At 53.6% G+C, this 17234-nt stretch carries 16 protein-coding genes and 1 other annotated feature; all 16 genes read left to right on the forward strand.

The genetic code is table 11. The annotated features are described in order from the left end of the window. Positions 1 to 72: 72 nt before the first annotated feature. The 16 genes from ACFSO0_RS09960 (at position 73) to ilvC (ending at position 17203) form a co-directional block, all read left to right on the forward strand. Complete coding sequence (locus tag ACFSO0_RS09960) at positions 73 to 291, forward strand: hypothetical protein (protein ID WP_376879518.1); 219 nt, start codon at positions 73 to 75, stop codon at positions 289 to 291. Positions 292 to 483: 192 nt separating this feature from the next. Then, on the forward strand, positions 484 to 1590 hold the full coding sequence (mqnC, locus tag ACFSO0_RS09965; RefSeq protein ID WP_376879520.1) for a cyclic dehypoxanthinyl futalosine synthase: 1107 nt from the start codon (positions 484 to 486) through the stop codon (positions 1588 to 1590). A 163-nt stretch (positions 1591 to 1753) separates the two neighbouring features. Beyond that, a complete protein-coding gene (gene ytxC, locus ACFSO0_RS09970; protein ID WP_376879523.1) occupies positions 1754 to 2671 on the forward strand; it encodes a sporulation protein YtxC in 918 nt (305 codons plus the stop codon). Positions 2672 to 2695: 24 nt separating this feature from the next. Then, positions 2696 to 2945, forward strand: a binding site (T-box leader). A gap of 58 nt (positions 2946 to 3003) precedes the next feature. Next, positions 3004 to 4917: a threonine--tRNA ligase gene (thrS, locus tag ACFSO0_RS09975; protein WP_376879525.1), complete on the forward strand. Its 1914-nt coding sequence runs from the start codon at positions 3004 to 3006 to the stop codon at positions 4915 to 4917. 194 nt (positions 4918 to 5111) lie between these two features. Further along, complete coding sequence (gene moaA, locus ACFSO0_RS09980; protein WP_376879528.1) at positions 5112 to 6137, forward strand: GTP 3',8-cyclase MoaA; 1026 nt, start codon at positions 5112 to 5114, stop codon at positions 6135 to 6137. A gap of 269 nt (positions 6138 to 6406) precedes the next feature. Continuing rightward, a complete protein-coding gene (gene infC, locus ACFSO0_RS09985; protein WP_376879531.1) occupies positions 6407 to 6910 on the forward strand; it encodes a translation initiation factor IF-3 in 504 nt (167 codons plus the stop codon). 30 nt (positions 6911 to 6940) lie between these two features. Further along, complete coding sequence (rpmI, locus tag ACFSO0_RS09990) at positions 6941 to 7138, forward strand: 50S ribosomal protein L35 (protein ID WP_376879533.1); 198 nt, start codon at positions 6941 to 6943, stop codon at positions 7136 to 7138. Positions 7139 to 7228: 90 nt separating this feature from the next. Continuing rightward, on the forward strand, positions 7229 to 7588 hold the full coding sequence (gene rplT / locus ACFSO0_RS09995) for a 50S ribosomal protein L20 (RefSeq protein WP_005829335.1): 360 nt from the start codon (positions 7229 to 7231) through the stop codon (positions 7586 to 7588). Between the two features lie 257 nt (positions 7589 to 7845). Then, positions 7846 to 8367 (forward strand): RNA polymerase sigma factor, encoded by a 522-nt coding sequence (locus ACFSO0_RS10000; protein ID WP_376879538.1) that lies wholly within the window; start codon positions 7846 to 7848, stop codon positions 8365 to 8367. 8 nt (positions 8368 to 8375) lie between these two features. After that, a complete protein-coding gene (locus ACFSO0_RS10005; RefSeq protein WP_376879540.1) occupies positions 8376 to 9917 on the forward strand; it encodes a YcdB/YcdC domain-containing protein in 1542 nt (513 codons plus the stop codon). A 76-nt stretch (positions 9918 to 9993) separates the two neighbouring features. Beyond that, positions 9994 to 11181 (forward strand): hypothetical protein, encoded by a 1188-nt coding sequence (locus tag ACFSO0_RS10010; RefSeq protein WP_376879542.1) that lies wholly within the window; start codon positions 9994 to 9996, stop codon positions 11179 to 11181. Positions 11182 to 11453: 272 nt separating this feature from the next. Next, complete coding sequence (locus ACFSO0_RS10015; RefSeq protein ID WP_376879545.1) at positions 11454 to 12155, forward strand: phosphoadenylyl-sulfate reductase; 702 nt, start codon at positions 11454 to 11456, stop codon at positions 12153 to 12155. Further along, positions 12152 to 13285, forward strand: coding sequence for a sulfate adenylyltransferase (sat, locus tag ACFSO0_RS10020; RefSeq protein ID WP_376879628.1), 1134 nt, complete (start codon positions 12152 to 12154; stop codon positions 13283 to 13285). The genes ACFSO0_RS10015 and sat overlap by 4 nt, the downstream gene beginning before the upstream one ends. A gap of 592 nt (positions 13286 to 13877) precedes the next feature. Next, positions 13878 to 15614, forward strand: coding sequence for a biosynthetic-type acetolactate synthase large subunit (gene ilvB / locus ACFSO0_RS10025; protein ID WP_376879547.1), 1737 nt, complete (start codon positions 13878 to 13880; stop codon positions 15612 to 15614). A gap of 1 nt (position 15615) precedes the next feature. Then, complete coding sequence (gene ilvN, locus ACFSO0_RS10030) at positions 15616 to 16122, forward strand: acetolactate synthase small subunit (RefSeq protein ID WP_376879550.1); 507 nt, start codon at positions 15616 to 15618, stop codon at positions 16120 to 16122. After that, positions 16091 to 17203: a ketol-acid reductoisomerase gene (gene ilvC, locus ACFSO0_RS10035; RefSeq protein WP_376879553.1), complete on the forward strand. Its 1113-nt coding sequence runs from the start codon at positions 16091 to 16093 to the stop codon at positions 17201 to 17203. Before ilvN ends, ilvC begins: the two co-directional genes overlap by 32 nt. The last annotated feature ends 31 nt before the right edge of the window (positions 17204 to 17234 follow it).

A 17234-nucleotide genomic window follows, 5' to 3' on the forward strand; every position in this document is an offset into this window, starting at 1 on the left:
GTAATTTTCGTTGACGACAGGAAATAATCTCCACTACTATAGAAAGAGGACAAACATTTTCGGGAGGGGCCCATGAAAACGTTGGGATCGGGGAAAGTCATTTTTTATGCGCCGGACGGCACGACGCAGCAGCTGTCAGGCGAGATTGACGTGCGGGGCGATCGCGTCTCCGTGACGGAAATCATCTACTTCAACGGCGAGCCAAACGGCGCCCGGGAGACGAATTTTCCTCTTGCGCAGACCGTTATTTACTGGGAACCGGAAGTATACGCGGAAATCGGATTTGAATAGGGCTATGCCCCGAAAGTCGACAACCTTGCTATTGGCAAGGTTGTTTCTTTTTCTCCGGCGCAAGCGGGCAATACAGACAGCGGAGATGGTATGTAACTCCTGACAGTATAAGTGCCCTGGGCTATAGCCGGGGTAGGGCAAGTGTGCTATTATGTGGAGTGGAATTTACGTAGGGAACAAGGAGTGATCCTTATGATCGACAGCATTCTGGAGCGGGCGTTGAGAGGCGAACGCCTGGGTCTGGAGGATGGCTTGGCCTTGTATGCGAGCGACCAGATTGAAAAGATCGGACATTATGCCAATCTGGTCATGCAAAAGCACCATCCGGACCCGATCGCGACGTTTGTCATCAGTCGCAATATCAACTACACCAACGTATGTGACACGTACTGCCGATTCTGCGCTTTTTATCGCAAACCGGGCTCGCCGGAAGGATATGTTTTGCCGAGAGAGACGATTTTCCAAAAAATTCAGGAGACCATCGATGTAGGCGGGACGGAAATTTTGATGCAGGGCGGGACCAATCCCGACTTGAAGATCGACTACTACACGGACCTGCTGCGCGCCATCAAGCAGCGCTTCCCGAACATTACCATGCACTCCCTTTCGGTGGCAGAAGTCTTGAAAATTGCCGAAGTGTCGAACATGTCTGTCGAGGACGTGCTGAAAGAGCTGAAGGCTGCCGGTCTCGATTCGCTGCCGGGCGCAGGGGGAGAAATTTTGGACGACCGTACACGCCGCAAAATTTCCCGTCTGAAAGGCTCCTGGACGGACTGGATCGAAACGCAAAAGGCGGCGCACCGTGCCGGTTTGCCAGGTACCGCGACGATGGTGATCGGCTTCGGCGAGGAAATGGAAGAACGCGTGCTCTCGCTGATGCGCATCCGCGAAGCGCAGGATGAGACGCACGGCTTCAAGGCGTTCATCGTCTGGACGTTCCAGCCGGACAACACGAACATGAAGGCGGTTAACAACACGCCGGAGGAATATTTGAAATCGTTGGCGATCAGCCGACTGATGCTGGACAACTTCGAGAACCTTCAGGCGTCCTGGGTGACGATGGGCCCGGAATACGGACAGCTGTCCCTCTCATACGGCGCCAACGACTTCGGCCAGACGATGATGGAAGAAAACGTCGTGTCGGCCGCTGCTTGTACCTACAAGGTCAACACCAACCAGATTCTCGAGCTGATCCGCGGCGCTGGCAAAATTCCCGCGCAGCGCAACACCCAGTACGACATCCTGCGCATTTTCAAGGACGGCGAGATGGCAGAGAAAGATTTCGTCATGCAAAACTGACAGGTGTAAAAACCGTTACAGCACGCTTCTCGATCGTAACCCCGCAAGCGGGGAAGCGACGGGGAGCGTGTTTTTTTCGTTCCCTCTGTTTCCAACCGTTTAAAAGTATATCGCTCCTGCCGGGACATATACTGTAAGTACAATTGCGGTTGGGGGGATGGTTATGCAGACGTTCCGCGTATTGCTGGAGAATGTCCCTGCGCATTGTGGCACGTATCGCGCCATCTTGCAAGAGATGACGGAGCGGGTCAACACGGCACCGGTGAGAATTACATACAAGGAGGAGGAACAGGACGGGTACCGCCTGTTCTGCTTTCAAAGCTGGTGCGAGGAAGAATACGATGCGCAGACGATTGACTGGGCAAGAGCCTTTGTAGCACTGTCCCTGGCCGAGTGGATCATGCAAGTGAAGGAACCGGAAATCGTCGAGGAAATGGCAACGGACTTGCTCTGTGCCGAACAACTGGAAGACGAATGGGCCGACATTCTCCCGTATATCCAGCGCATGTGCCACGAGAGCGAGTCGGTCTGCGGCGAGTTTCCTGCAACCACCCGCAAGGCCAATCTATATCGCAAAGCGTTTGCGTACCTGGAGTCGGAGCGGTCGATCAACGTGCTTGGCTTTGTGCGCTTCCGCCTGCAGGATCACTGGAATGAGCTGTTCGAGCTGGTGGAGTCCGGCATTGACGAATATCTCGAAGACAAGCAGTACCAGGAATTTGTGGAGCTGCTGCGCTATTTTATCTCTGTTCAGGAAATCAAGCAGGAAGTGGTTCACGTCGTTCCTAGTGTGGACAAACCTTTCTACCTTTATGATAAAAAAGGGGATCGCATCTGGCTCGACCAGCTTGATGCCGCACTTGGCCTGGACGAACAAATTTGCCGGGATGAAGATTACCTGGTCAGTGCCCTGGTGACCTTGGCGCCGGAGAGCATCATCCTGCACATGGCGACAGACAGGCCCGGACTGACCCAGACGATCCGCAGCATTTTTGGCAGCCGTTTGAGCATCTGTCCATCATGCCCGCTTTGCCTGGCAGACAGGCGCGTACTTGACGTGCACAATCCGTTTCCACTATAATAGCAACAACAACTTTACATCATGGCAAATACGATGAGAAGGACATGGACGATATGCAGGACGCCATAGAGAGGCGGGACTAGGCTGGAAGCCCGCTGCGGACACATATGGATCTACCCCCTTCGAGTAGCTGCCGGGAACGAAGGCACTGCCTTCCATTATCGGTAAGCCGGTTTTAACCGTTATGTTTTCTTGAGGAGTTTGTTTCCGTGCGTTTCACGCATCAGGCAGGCTCGAACAAGGGTGGTACCGCGAGATGACACTCGTCCCTTTGGGGATGGGTGTTTTTTATTTCTCCACTCTCCATTACAAACAGAAAGGAAGAAGCAAACGTGGCACAAATCAATGTGACTTTCCCGGATGGTGCAGTAAGGCAGTACGAGGCCGGGACTACCATCGAAGACATCGCTGGTTCCATTAGCGCCAGCTTGAAGAAAAAGGCAGTAGCAGGGAAAAAGGACGGCAAAGTCGTCGATCTGTACACCCCGCTGGAAGAGGATGCAGCAATTGAAATCGTGACGCTGGATTCGCAGGACGGGCTGGAAGTGTACCGTCACAGTACCGCCCACTTGCTGGCGCAGGCAGTGCGACGCCTCTACGGCAAGGAAGTCAAATTCGGGATCGGTCCGGTCATCGAAGACGGCTTTTACTACGACATGGATATCCCTGTGTCCCTGACTCCGGAAGACCTCGCCAAGATCGAGGCGGAAATGGAAAAAATCGTGAAGGAAGACCTGCCGATTCGCCGCAAAGTAGTCAGCCGCGAAGAAGCAACGGCCATTTTCCAGGAGCTGAACGACCATCTGAAGCTGGAGCTGATCCGCGACCTGCCGGAGGATGCGACCATCACGCTGTATGAGCAAGGCGAATTTTTCGACCTGTGCCGCGGGCCGCACCTGCCATCTACCGGGTACATCAAGGCATTCAAGCTGATGAACGTAGCAGGCGCTTACTGGCGCGGCAAAGCGGAGAACCAGGTGCTGCAGCGCGTATACGGTACCGCTTGGCCGAAGAAAGCCGAGTTGGACGAATACCTGCACTTCCTCGAGGAAGCGAAAAAGCGCGACCACCGCAAGCTGGGCAAAGAGCTGGAGCTGTTCATGTTCTCCGAGGAAGCGCCGGGCATGCCGTTCTATTTGCCAAACGGCTTTACAGTCCGCAACGAGCTGGAGCAATTCTCTCGCCGCCTGCAGCAGCTGGCGCAGTACACTGAGGTGCGCACTCCGTTCCTCATGAACGAACGTCTCTGGCATCAGTCCGGTCACTGGGACCACTATCATGAAAACATGTACTTCTCCGAGGTAGACAATGCGACGTATGCCCTGAAACCGATGAACTGTCCGGGGCACATGCTCATTTACAAAAACACCATGCATTCCTACCGCGACCTGCCGATTCGCTACTCCGAGTTCGGCCAGGTGCACCGCCACGAATATTCCGGCGCGCTGAACGGCATGCTGCGGGTGCGCACTTTCTGCCAGGACGATGCGCACGTCTTTGTCCGTCCTGACCAGATCGAAAGCGAAATCAAGGGCATGATCCAGCTGATCGACACCATTTACAAAGTGTTTGGCTTCGAGTACAGCGTGGCGCTGTCCACTCGTCCGGAAGACTCCATGGGCTCCGACGAGCTGTGGGAAATCGCGGAAAGCTCCTTGCGCAAAGTGCTGGACGACGCCGGCCTGCCGTACGAAATCAAGGAAGGCGACGGCGCGTTCTACGGTCCGAAAATCGACTTCCAGATCACGGATGCGCTGAAACGCCGTCACCAATGCGGTACGATCCAGCTGGACTTCCAGATGCCGGAGAAATTCGACCTGACTTACGTGGGCCAGGACAACGAGAAGCACCGTCCGGTTGTCTTGCACCGCGCGATGTACGGCTCCATGGAGCGCTTCATCGGCATCCTGATCGAGCACTACGCAGGCGCATTCCCTGTATGGCTGACGCCGATCCAGGCGCGTCTGATGAACATCAGCGAAGCGCATCTGCCATACGCAGAGCAGGTGAAGGAAAAGCTGCAGCAAGCAGGCATTCGCGTCGAGCTGGATGCGCGTAACGAGAAAATCGGCTACAAAATCCGCGAAGCGCAAGTGCAAAAAATCCCATACATGCTCGTCATCGGGGAAAAAGAAATGGCAGACGGCACCCTGTCCGTGCGCAGACGCGGCGTAGGGGACGAAGGCGCGATGTCCGTAGATGCGTTCATTGAAAAAATTCGTGCGGAAATCAAGGAAATGAAATAATCGCGTCTTGCGCGCAAAAACGAAAAAGGGCGTTTCCCTCCGGATGGCGGGAGCGTCCTTTTTGTGCAGGATGGACAAAACGATTTGGAGCGGATCAAAAGTGCAGGAAAATCAGGCGTCCAGGACCCAGATATGGTACTCTTAATGCAGGATGATGCGGGAACGGGTAAAAACAAAGGGTGGAAGGGAGGGAAATGCCATTGCCAGAGCCAATCATGGATGCCAGAAATCGCCCTCTCCGGGATTTGCGCATTTCGGTGACGGATAAATGCAATTTTCGCTGCCAGTATTGTATGCCTGCAGAAATTTTCGGGCCGGACTTCGTATTTTTGCCTCAGCACAAGCTGCTGTCCTTTGAAGAGCTGGCGCGGTTGACGCGGATTTTTGCCTCGCTGGGAGTAGGGAAGATCCGGATTACGGGCGGCGAGCCGTTGATGCGCAAAGACTTGCCGGTCTTGATTCGCATGATCCGCGAAGTCGAAGGCGTGCATGACATCGCCATGACGACAAACGGTTCCTTGCTCGCCCGCCACGCCAGAGCGCTGAAGGAGGCGGGACTGGACCGGGTTACTGTCAGCCTGGACAGTCTGGACGAAGAACGTTTTGGCCGGATGAACGGCAGGGGCTACCGCGTCGCCGATGTGCTGAATGGGATCGAAGCGGCAGCAGAGGCCGGGCTTGGCATCAAGCTGAACATGGTGGTCCAGCGCGGCGTCAACGACCAGGATATTCTGCCGATGGCCCGCTACTTCCGGGAGCAAAAGCACACCCTGCGGTTCATCGAATTCATGGATGTAGGGAACAGTAACGGATGGAAGCTGGACCAGGTCGTGCCCTCCAGCGAGATCGTGCGCATGATTCACGAGGAGATGCCGCTTGAACCGGTGGACCCGAACTACTTTGGCGAGGTGGCTACCCGCTACCGCTACGTCGGCGAAAAGACGGAGATCGGGCTGATCTCGTCGGTGACGCAGGCGTTTTGCTCCACCTGCACGCGTGCGCGGCTGTCAGCAGAAGGCAAGCTGTACAGCTGCCTGTTCGCCTCGACGGGTGACGACCTGCGGGCGCCTCTGCGCGATGGCCAAAGCGACGAGGAGATCCGCGAGCTGATCCGCACGATCTGGGAAAAGCGCGACGACCGCTACTCGGAAGTGCGGGGGAACGCCACACCGGACCTGAAACAACGGGCCAAAGTGGAAATGTCCCACATCGGAGGCTGACCGAATATGCACAGCGGGACTTGACAAAAGAAAATACGCCCTGTATTATAAAGAGCGTGTATCAACACTTCATACTTCGAGAACAAGCAGAGGCGCCCAGCTTCTCACCTGGGTCGACGTCACATGTGACTGTTGACAGGTAACTCTTACGCAAAGATCCTTTGATCTGATGAATTTGCTAGGTGAGATATGTGCGGGCGCATAATGCGTTCGCACATTTTTGTTCCTTCTCGAAATTGACGGGGGTGGCAAGTATTAGCAAGGATCAAATGTTAATTAACGAAGCGATCCGTGCCCGTGAAGTCCGTTTGATCGGTGCTGACGGGAGTCAATTGGGAGTCGTACCTTTCAGGGAAGCTTTGCGCATCGCCCAGGAAGCCGAATTGGATCTGGTCAACGTTGCTCCTACAGCCAAGCCGCCGGTATGCCGTATCATGGACTATGGGAAGTTCAAGTACGAGCAGGCGAAAAAGGAAAAGGAAGCTCGCAAAAACCAGAAGATCATCGAGCTGAAAGAAGTGCGTTTCTCTTCCACCATCGAGGAGCACGATTTCCAAACGAAGCTTCGCAACGTCCGGAAGTTCTTGGAGGATCATCACAAGGTGAAGTGTACGATCCGTTTCCGTGGACGTGAAATCACCCACTCCGAAATCGGACTTGCCGTTATGGAACGTGTTGCAGCCCAATGTGAAGATATCGCTTCGCCTGAGCGCAAGCCGAAGATCGAAGGCCGCAGCATGATCATGATTTTGGCTCCGAAAGCGGAAAAGTAAGATAGTAGTTTAGACAGGAGGATTTTTCAGATGCCTAAAATGAAAACCAACAGGGCTGCTGCGAAACGTTTCAAAAAGACTGGCAGCGGCCAACTGAAACGTGACCGTGCTTTTGGTAGCCACTTGTTCGCAAACAAAACGACCAAAGCAAAACGCCACCTGCGCAAAGCTGCGCTGGTATCCAAAGGCGACCAAAAACGTATGGAGCAAATGCTCACATACCTGTAAGTTTTCCCGATTACACACCATTACACAGCATGAGCTCCCTAAGCGCCTGGAAGCAGGCCGCCATGCTGGAAAGACCAGGAGGAGTTTAGTATGCCAAGAGTAAAAGGTGGCATTGTTACACGCCGTCGTCATAAGAAAATCCTGAAACTGGCGAAAGGTTACTTCGGTTCCAAACATCGCCTGTTTAAATCCGCTAATGCGCAGGTAATGAAATCCCTGCTGTACGCATACCGCGACCGTCGCCAAAAGAAACGCGACTTCCGCAAACTGTGGATCACTCGTATCAACGCACAAGCTCGCCTGAACGGCCTGTCCTACAGCCGTCTCATGCACGGCCTGAAAGTAGCTGGCATCGAAGTAAACCGCAAAATGCTGGCTGACCTGGCTGTAAACGACAAAGCCGCTTTCAACGAGCTGGCTGCTGTCGCAAAAGGCAAACTGAACGCGTAAAAATGGCAAAGAAGCCGATCTTCCCCCCCGGGATAGATCGGCTTTTTTTCTGCGGTGATGAGATCCAGGAATCTCCCCCAAAATGGTAAACGACGGCAAGCCCGAAGTTCCGTATGAAAAATCTCTGAATGTCTTGAACTGCTTGAAAAATGAACCAGAGTGGTAGAAAATCGCAAAAAAACTGTAACCTTTTTCTTGTACTAGGCACTAATTCATAAAGAACTATGTTTACCTTTCGTTGACAGGGAGAGAACACTTTGCTAGATGATCTGCAGATCGAAAAGCAATTTACCATCATCTATGAAGCCTACTATCGTGATGTTTATCACTTTTTCTATTGTTTTACAGGTAATCAAAACGATGCCGAGGATTTGACACAGGAAGCTTTTCTCCAGGTGATTTCATCCTTGCCACGTTTTGAAGGCCGTTCTCATATCAAGACCTGGCTCTTTGCCATTTCCAAAAATATCGCCCGTTCCTGGTATCGTAAGCGCAAGTTCTTTCAGGTATTTCTCGACCCTTTTCTGTCTGGATTGGAGGGGGTAGATGGGCGCCCTGAGTCGGAGTTGATGGCCAAGGAAAATTCAAACGAGGTTTTAAATGCCTTGAGGAAGCTGAAGGCTACTCATCGGATGGTGTTTATTCTGCGTTGTGTAAAAGACTGCAGTGTAAGGGAAACAGCAGAAATACTGAAATGCTCGGAAGCAAAAGTGAAGGTAGATTACCATAGGGCATGCAAAATGCTGGCAAAAGCACTTTATCCGAAGATGAAAGGGTGAGAGTAAAAGTGGACTGGTCAACTGAGAAGTGGATAAAAAGGACACTGCAGAACGAGGAGGGATATGAGCCTGATCCCGAATTTGCAAGCAGCCTGCGGCAAATGTGCTTGCAATCTTTGAAAACAAAAGAAAAACGTGCTCGTAGAGTAGCCCATTTATCCAGAGTCGCAGCTGTTATGAGCGTAACATTGGTACTTTTCATGGGTTCAGCCTTTCTGATCTCGCATCAGAATCATCATGCAAAGACGCCGGTCAAACCATCCAATCCGCTTTTGGCGACCGCAAGACCGGAAACGCCCGTCCCTCAGCATAGACTGTCACCTGAAACGAAAGAGCAGGAGATACCGGAAACGAATCTCCAGTCGAAAGCTACATCGGACCACAACAAGAACATTACAGAAACAGCAGCCGGAGCTGACCAGCCAAGGGGGATAAAAGGGGAAAAAGAGGCAAGACAGTTTTTAACCCAAGTAGTCGGAGAGCGATACAGCAGAGAATATCAGGCATTGCAACGAATCGAAAAGGAGGAGGGGAAAGCCGAAATTACGTTTACCCGGGGGAAAGAGACTGCTTCTGATCCCGGAAGTGTAATCTCAGTGAGTCTTGATTCAGCTGATCGAGCGGTTGGCATCGTCGTGACAGACAGTTCATCTGCGGACATAGCGCGAATCGTTGAATTTCACGGATTGAAGAGCCCTGCATGGATAGAAGATATGCTCGCATCACGGCTGCAGTTATTTTATCGAGTGTCTACAGCAACGCTAATCTATGAGATGCCTGAGTTGGAGGAAATTGATGCGCATTCAGGTAGATTCTTCGGGAAGGCCGATTATCTATCTGCCCAGTATCAGCATTCTTTTATACAGGAGGTTCAATCGCAGGGCCAATCTTTTTCCGGCAATCATGTTAAGGAGTTGGCGGATTTGCTGACTGAGGATACGGGCATTGAGGTGGAGAATCTTCCTGTTCACGAGAAAAAAGGGGAGAAGAGCAGCACCATCATATGGCAGAACGAACAAGGAAAACGTCTGACGCTTGAAACAAATAGTGAAGGCAATATCATCGGATTTGCCTACCAGGAATCGGATCAGCATCAGGCAGAGCGAAAAATACAGCTATCGGAACTCAATGCCCGAGAGATTGCCGCCAGATTTCTCTCAAAGCATATGCCGAAGTCGATTTCCCATGTGTATTTTTATCAGGCATCCAGACAAGGAAATGGTTCTGTCATTCAGATGGAGTGGATGCCGGTAATCGATCAGATACCGATTCGCGATCGTTCCTTTTTGATAACCATTGATTTGTCCGATGGGAAGATCATCGCATTTCGTGGAGATTTCACGGATATTCCGGATAAAATCAACACACGGCAAAAGCCAATGGAAAGAGCAGAATGTATCGCCAGCTTTCTGAAGCAATATCCGCTGCAGCTGAGAGGAACACCGTCGATCCATCCCCTGCAGGGCGACCCTTCTTTTCACTATCGGTTGATAGGGTTGCCGCCAAATGCGGTAGAATTCAACGCCTATACTGGGAAATGCCTGGATTAAAAAAATATGTAACCTTTTCAAATGAATAGGCACTAATACTGATGAAAAGCAAAATTTTCATGTAGGAGATGGAAATATGAAAACAACCAGGAAGCTTATCGTAACAATAATTGCAGCCAGCATGTTGACAACAACACCCGCTTGGGCTGCGGATTCGCAATCAGCAAAAAAAGATCAAGCAACGATTATAAATCCGCAAAACATTGAGCTTACACCGAGCGTAATGAGAACGATTGAGGGGCTTCCCCAACGGTTGCCCCAAATGACAAACTATGTCGCTCTAGATGTGTCAGACGTGGTAAATGACGTGGTGAACATAGGGCTGTATGAGCGGGATGTGAATCGAGCCGTTATTACACCAGATGGGGTGAAACGGGATTTGTTCCCGCTCGGGTTTGTCCATATCGACAGAAACAGTGGGGAGTTGATGGAAGTACGGATTTCTGGTATTCGACTGAATGACGGGAAGACAATAGTGGATGACAATACGCTAAAAGAACGCGCGTCGGATTATGTGAGAGTGCTTCAACCTGATGGTGCCGATCAATATCAGCTCGTTTCCGTTTGGAAAACGGACGAGTATGATCTGGGCAAAAAAGTCGGACAGAGTGTACAGCTTAACTTCCGTTCTCCTGTTCATGGAAATGCGGAAAAAGCGAATTACGTGGAGATAAATCTCACGGGAGACGGGAGGCTGCTCGGATATAAAAAGATGACAAAACCAATCGCGTACGACTCCTGGTACGTGGCCCCATTGGACAAACGGACGAAGCCAAACGATGTTCTATCTGACGAATCCAGGAGAAGCTTGGACAAAGTCAGTCAGATTCTGCCGATGATCAAGTCGTACACCCACGAAAAAATCGAGAGCAGTGATGACGGTACAGCCAAGCTTGTGTTGTCCAAAGACGGAATCACAAGGTTTCCAAGCGTCTACATAACGTTTAACAAAGACGGAAGCATCCACAATTTAGTGGTGGACGATCTACGGATTCAACCGGCAACAGATGAGTTGGCCAAGCAAAAAGCAGCTTCCTTTATCAAAGACTATCTGGGCGATACGGCACAGGTTGAATTCCAATTGAAAGAAATTGCTCGCAATGAGAACATTACCAATCTCCCAACGGGCAGCGTGAGTTACGCAACCAAAAGTGTAAGGTTCTTTAACCCCAAAACAGAAAAATGGTTAGCGATTGAAGTATCATCAGCAGGGGAGATCTGCGGATTTCTGGGACCAGTAGAAAAAACCTTTTATCCATACTAAAGATAGGAGAACGCCGGGAAGTGATGGAGTATTGGCCCATAAGGCCCAGCCGTTGCACCCAGCACATTTTCATAGGTGATCGGCGCGATCGTGTACAATTCCGCTGCTCTGCCTGAGCAAAGGCCAGTCAGCAAAAAGGAACGTCGCGATAGCGAGCCATGCTGCCTGGCATAACGCGCCTGGCAGCTGTTTTCTTTTTGCGGGACGAAGCGCCACTTGCCGTCTGCGCACATATGATGATGGGTGAATCCACGCAGGAAGGAGTTTGTCTGATGAGTGATCGCCACATGATGGCGGGGGAAGATTTGCAGGTGTGGGCGTACCGGCTGGAAGCGAAGTCGCCTATGGACGTCCTGGTGACGGCTGTGGAAAATTATGCGGGCGGTCTCGTTCTCGCCTCGAGCTTTGGCGCAGAAGACGTCGTGTTGATCGACATGCTGCACAAGCTGGCGCCGACGATCCCTGTTTTTTATTTGGATACGAGCAAGCATTTTGCCGAGACATACGCTACCCGTGACCGGCTGCAGGAGAGGTACGGCTCGACGTTTATCCAGGTTTTGCCGGAGCTGACGCTGGAGCAGCAGGCTAAGATGCACGGCGACAGGCTGTGGGAACGCGATCCCAACCTGTGCTGCGAGATTCGCAAGGTGGAGCCGCTGCGTCGGGTGCTCTCGCAGTATCAGGCCTGGATCACGGGCATTCGCCGGGAGCAGGCGCCGACGCGGGCACATGCGAAAAAAGTGGAATGGGACGAGAAGTTCAACCTGGTGAAGTTCAACCCGCTGGCCGACTGGACGGACGCGCAGGTGTGGGAGTATATTCACGCGCATGACGTCCCGTACAATCCGCTGCACGACCGAAACTACCCGAGCATCGGTTGCAGCGTCTGCACGCGCACAGTCATGCCAGGTGAGCATCCGCGGTCCGGAAGATGGGCAGGCCAGGAAAAAACCGAGTGCGGTCTGCACAAATGAAGGACGTGGGGGAGAACATGATACCGCAAAGCTTGCCAAAGAAAACGATCACGATCGACAAGTGGACGCTGTCCGACATTGATTGTTTGGCGATTGGCGCATTTTCCCCGCTATCCGGATTCATGGTTGAGGAAGACTACCTCTCCGTAGTGGAGACCATGCGGCTGGCGGACGGGTCGGTCTGGCCCTTGCCGGTCACGCTGGCGGTCGATGACGGGCAGTACGGCGACATCCAGCCGGGTGAGCGCGTGCTGCTGCGCGGCGAGGACGGGGGCAACTACGCGATTTTGCAGGTCGAAAGCTGTTATTACCCAGATAAGCTGCGGGAAGCGATGCAGGTTTTTCGCACGGCAGACCCGGCACATCCCGGAGTGAAAAGGCTGTTTGAAAAAGGCAATCTCTATCTCGGCGGCTCGCTCGACGTCCTGCAGCGGCCAGTCCCGGAGCAGTTCGCCGAATACTATCTGACCCCCGCCCAGACGAAAGCGCTCTTTGCGCAAAAGAACTGGAAGACGGTCGTCGGCTTTCAGACGCGCAATCCGGTGCACCGGGCGCATGAGTACATCCAGAAAGCAGCGCTGGAAATCGTCGACGGGCTCTTTTTGAACCCGTTGATGGGAGCGACCAAGGCGGATGACATCCCCGCAGACGTGCGCATGAAAAGCTACCTGACCTTGCTTTCGCACTACTATCCGTCTGACCGCGTGCTGCTTGCAGCCTTTCCCGCCGCCATGCGCTATGCTGGCCCGCGCGAGGCGGTTTTCCACGCTCTGGTCCGGAAAAACTACGGCTGCACCCATTTCATCGTCGGGCGCGATCATGCGGGAGTCGGCAACTATTACGGCACCTACGACGCGCAGCACATCTTTTCGGAATTTCGGCCGGATGAACTGGGAATTTCGCTGCTCTTTTTCGAGCACAGCTTCTACTGCACGGCATGCGAAGGCATGGCGACGGCGAAAACGTGCCCGCATGACAGCAGTCGACATGTGACGCTGTCCGGAACCAAAGTGCGGGAGCTGCTGCGCAGCGGCATCAAACCGCCCGCCCAGTTCAGCCGGCCGGAAGTGGCTGCGGTGCTGATTGAGGGGCTGCACGAGAAAAGCGGGAGCGGGCTGGAAGGATGTTAGCCGGGAGGAAAAGGAACGGTTCTGCGTTCCTTTTTCCTTCACGGACAAGGGGACAAGCTGGACAATCTGTGTATGCGCTTACATCCAAAACCGTTGCCGTATCGGCGATTTTGACTGATCATTCGTTCGGACGAAAGTCTAAAAATTTGCGGTTCTTTTCGTTGACACCCCTATGGTGCCTAGCTATAATCAGACGTAACACTTTATATTCTGACAACAACAATATTGTAAATATTGTTATAATAGCAGGCTATGACGAGGATAGTGCCCGTCCACTCTTTCACAGAGAGCCCGGATTGCTGAGAACCGGGTAAAGAGCACGCGCATTGCTCACCTCTGAGCCGTTTTGCTGAAACCTGCTGTGCGCAGGCAGTAGGCAGAACCGATTAACACCCGTTAGCGTGTTACAGTCTGCAATTTTGATGTGACTGGCTGAGATCGGCTGACCGTGAGGCGCCGATGAAGTTGGGTGGTACCGCGAACCCTTTCGCCCCAAAAGACATGGAAAGAGAACCGTGTCGGGGCGAAAGGGTTTTTCTATTTTGCTATAGGTATTTTCAATACCTGTTGGAAAGTGGGAGGAGGAGAGAACATGAGTGTTGAAATGGCCGAAATGCAGACAAAGAACAGTATTCCGCAGATTCAATTCGGAGAAGAGGTGACAGGCGCTGAAGCCTTGCTTCGGTGTTTGCTCCTCGAACAGGTAGAATACATCTTCGGCTATCCGGGAGGGGCGGTGCTCCCCATCTACGACTCGCTGTACGGGAGCTACTTCAAGCACATTTTGACCCGCCACGAGCAAGGTGCCATCCATGCGGCTGACGGGTACGCCCGGGCGACAGGCAAGCCGGGGGTGTGCATCGCGACATCCGGACCCGGAGCGACGAACCTGGTGACAGGGATTGCCACGGCGCAGATGGACTCGGTGCCGCTGGTGTGCATCACAGGCAACGTTGCCCAGTCGCTGATCGGTACCGATGCGTTCCAGGAGGCGAACATCACGGGGATTACGGTTCCGATCACGAAGCACAACTACTTCGTCCGCGACGTGCGGGATTTGCCGCGCATCGTGAAGGAAGCGTTCCACATCGCCACGACAGGCCGGCCGGGCCCCGTGCTGATCGACATTCCCAAAGATGTCGCCAACGCGGTCGCACCGTTTTACTATCCGGAAACCGTGAACATTCGCGGCTACCGCTCCTCGGTGGTGCCAAGCGATGAAGAAGTTCAAAATTTTGTAGCAGCGATCCAAAAGGCGAAGCGTCCGGTGATCATGGCAGGCGGCGGCATTATCGCAGCCAACGCGGATGCCGAGCTGCGCGCCTTCGCGGAAAAAACGCGTATCCCGGTCATCAGCACCTTCATGGGACTTGGCGGATTTCCGGGCGTTCACGAGCTGTCTTTGGGCATGCCGGGCATGCACGGTAACTTTACGGCGAACCAGGCGCTGCTCAATGCCGATTGCGTCATCGGTCTCGGGGTCCGCTTTGACGACCGGATCACGATGGGCCGCACCAAGGAGTTTGCTCCCAATGCCCGGATCGTCCACGTCGATATCGATCCGGCGGAGTTGGGCAAGAACGTAGCGACAGCCGTGACGGTTACGGGCGATGTGAAGAGCACCCTGGAAAAGGCGCTTCCGCTGGCGGCTGCATGCGATTCCGAAGCGTGGATCAAGCAGCTCAAGGACTGGCAGCAAAAGCAGCCGTACAAGTACAAGACAGACGGGAAAACGCTCAAGCCGCAGGCCGTCATCGAACTGTTGTACCGTTCCACCAATGGGGAAGCAATCGTCACAACGGACGTAGGGCAGCACCAGATGTGGACAGCACAGTATTACAAGTTCAAAAAAGCCCGTTCGTTCATCTCCTCGGGTGGTCTCGGCACGATGGGCTTTGGCTTCCCGGCTGCGATCGGGGCGCAAATCGCTCATCCGGGTCGTACTGTTATCGCGGTCGTAGGGGACGGCGGCTTCCAGATGACCAACCAGGAGCTGGCGATCGTCGCGCAGTACAAGGTTCCGGTGAAGGTTGCCATCCTCAACAACCAGTGCCTGGGCATGGTTCGCCAGTGGCAGGAGCTGTTCTACGACAATCGCTACAGCCAGATCGACCTGACCTGCAGCCCGGATTTCGTCAAGCTGGCCGAAGCATACGGCGTGAAGGGATTGCGCGCCAGCACTCCCGAGGAAGCCGAAGCGGTATGGGCAGAAGCGCTCGCCTGCGACGGTCCGGTCGTGGTGGACTTCCGCGTCGCCCAGGAAGAAAACGTCTATCCGATGGTTGCCGCAGGGAACACACTAGATCAGATGGAATTGGGGGAAGAGTAAGATGCAGCAGCATACCCTTGCCGTACTCGTAAACGATCACCCCGGCGTCCTGACCCGCGTGTCCACCTTGTTCGGACAGCGTGCTTTCAACATCGACAGCATCACGGTCGGGGGCACGGAAGAGGCGGGCCTGTCCCGGATGATCATTACGACCGGAGGAGATGACCGCCAGATCGACCAGCTGATGAAGCAGCTGCACAAGCTGATTGACGTCATCTCTGTCACCAATCTCAGTGCCAACTCCTACGTGTCCCGCGAGCTTGCACTGATCAAGGTCAGCGCATCGCCCAGCCAGCTTGCGGAGCTGAACGCCATCGTCGAACCGTTCCGCGCGGCCATCGTCGATGTGGGAACCAGTTCGCTGATCGTTCAGGTGACGGGCGACACGGAAAAAATCGACGCGCTGCTCGTCCTGCTGCAGAGCTATGGCGTCCTCGAATTGACGAGAACAGGCTCGGTAGCGATGGCACGCAGCAATGTTCCAGCAACAGCCGCTGCAACGGTTTGAAATTTCAATATTCGGAATAAAAATTCAAACTAAACATATTTTTAGGGAGGCTACACAAATGGTAAAAATGTACTATGAAGCAGACGTAAAACATGAGGTACTGCGTGGGAAAACAATCGCGATCATCGGTTACGGCAGCCAGGGGCATGCACAGGCACAAAACCTGCGCGACAGTGGTTATAAAGTAGTGGTCGGTCTGCGTCCAGGGAAGTCCTGGGATGCAGCGGTAAAAGACGGTTTTGAGGTGCTGTCCGTAGCAGAAGCGACCAAACGCGCCGATGTCGTTCAAATCCTGATGCCAGACGAACGCCAGGCGCAAGTGTATCGCGATGAAGTAGCGCCAAACCTGACATCCGGCGCAGCGCTCTGCTTCTCCCACGGATTCAACATCCACTACGCGCAAATCGTGCCGCCGGCAGACGTCGACGTCATCATGTCCGCTCCAAAAAGCCCGGGTCACCTCGTTCGCCGCGTCTACCAGGAAGGCTTTGGCGTACCTGGCCTGATTGCGGTTCACCAGGATGCGACCGGCAAAGCGAAAGACATCGCGCTGGCCTACTCCAGCGGAATCGGCTGCACGAGGGCAGGCGTCATCGAAACAACTTTCCGTGAAGAGACGGAAACCGACCTGTTCGGGGAGCAAGCGGTACTGTGCGGCGGCGCGAGCGAGCTCGTAAAAGCTGGCTTCGATACGCTGGTGGAAGCCGGATACGCTCCGGAAATCGCCTACTTCGAGTGCCTGCATGAGCTGAAGCTGATCGTCGACCTGATGTACGAAGGCGGCCTGGCCCGCATGCGCTACTCCATCTCCGACACGGCTGAATACGGCGACTACAGCACTGGCCGCCGCATCATCACCGAGGAAACGCGCAAAGAGATGAAAAAAGTGCTGGCCGAAATCCAGGACGGTACTTTCGCCCGCAACTGGATTCTGGAAAACCAGGCGAACCGCCCAGGCTTCACTTCCCGCCGCCGCCTGGAAGCAGAACACGGCATCGAAGTAGTCGGCAAACAACTGCGCGGCATGATGTCCTGGCTGAACAAAGAAACGAAAAAAGAAGAAGCAAAAGTCGGCCAATAAAAGGCCGCATCACAGACAATATATAATGTAG

It is taken from the genome of Brevibacillus sp. GCM10020057 (assembly GCF_042683565.1).
Classification (GTDB): Bacteria; Bacillota; Bacilli; order Brevibacillales; family Brevibacillaceae; genus Brevibacillus.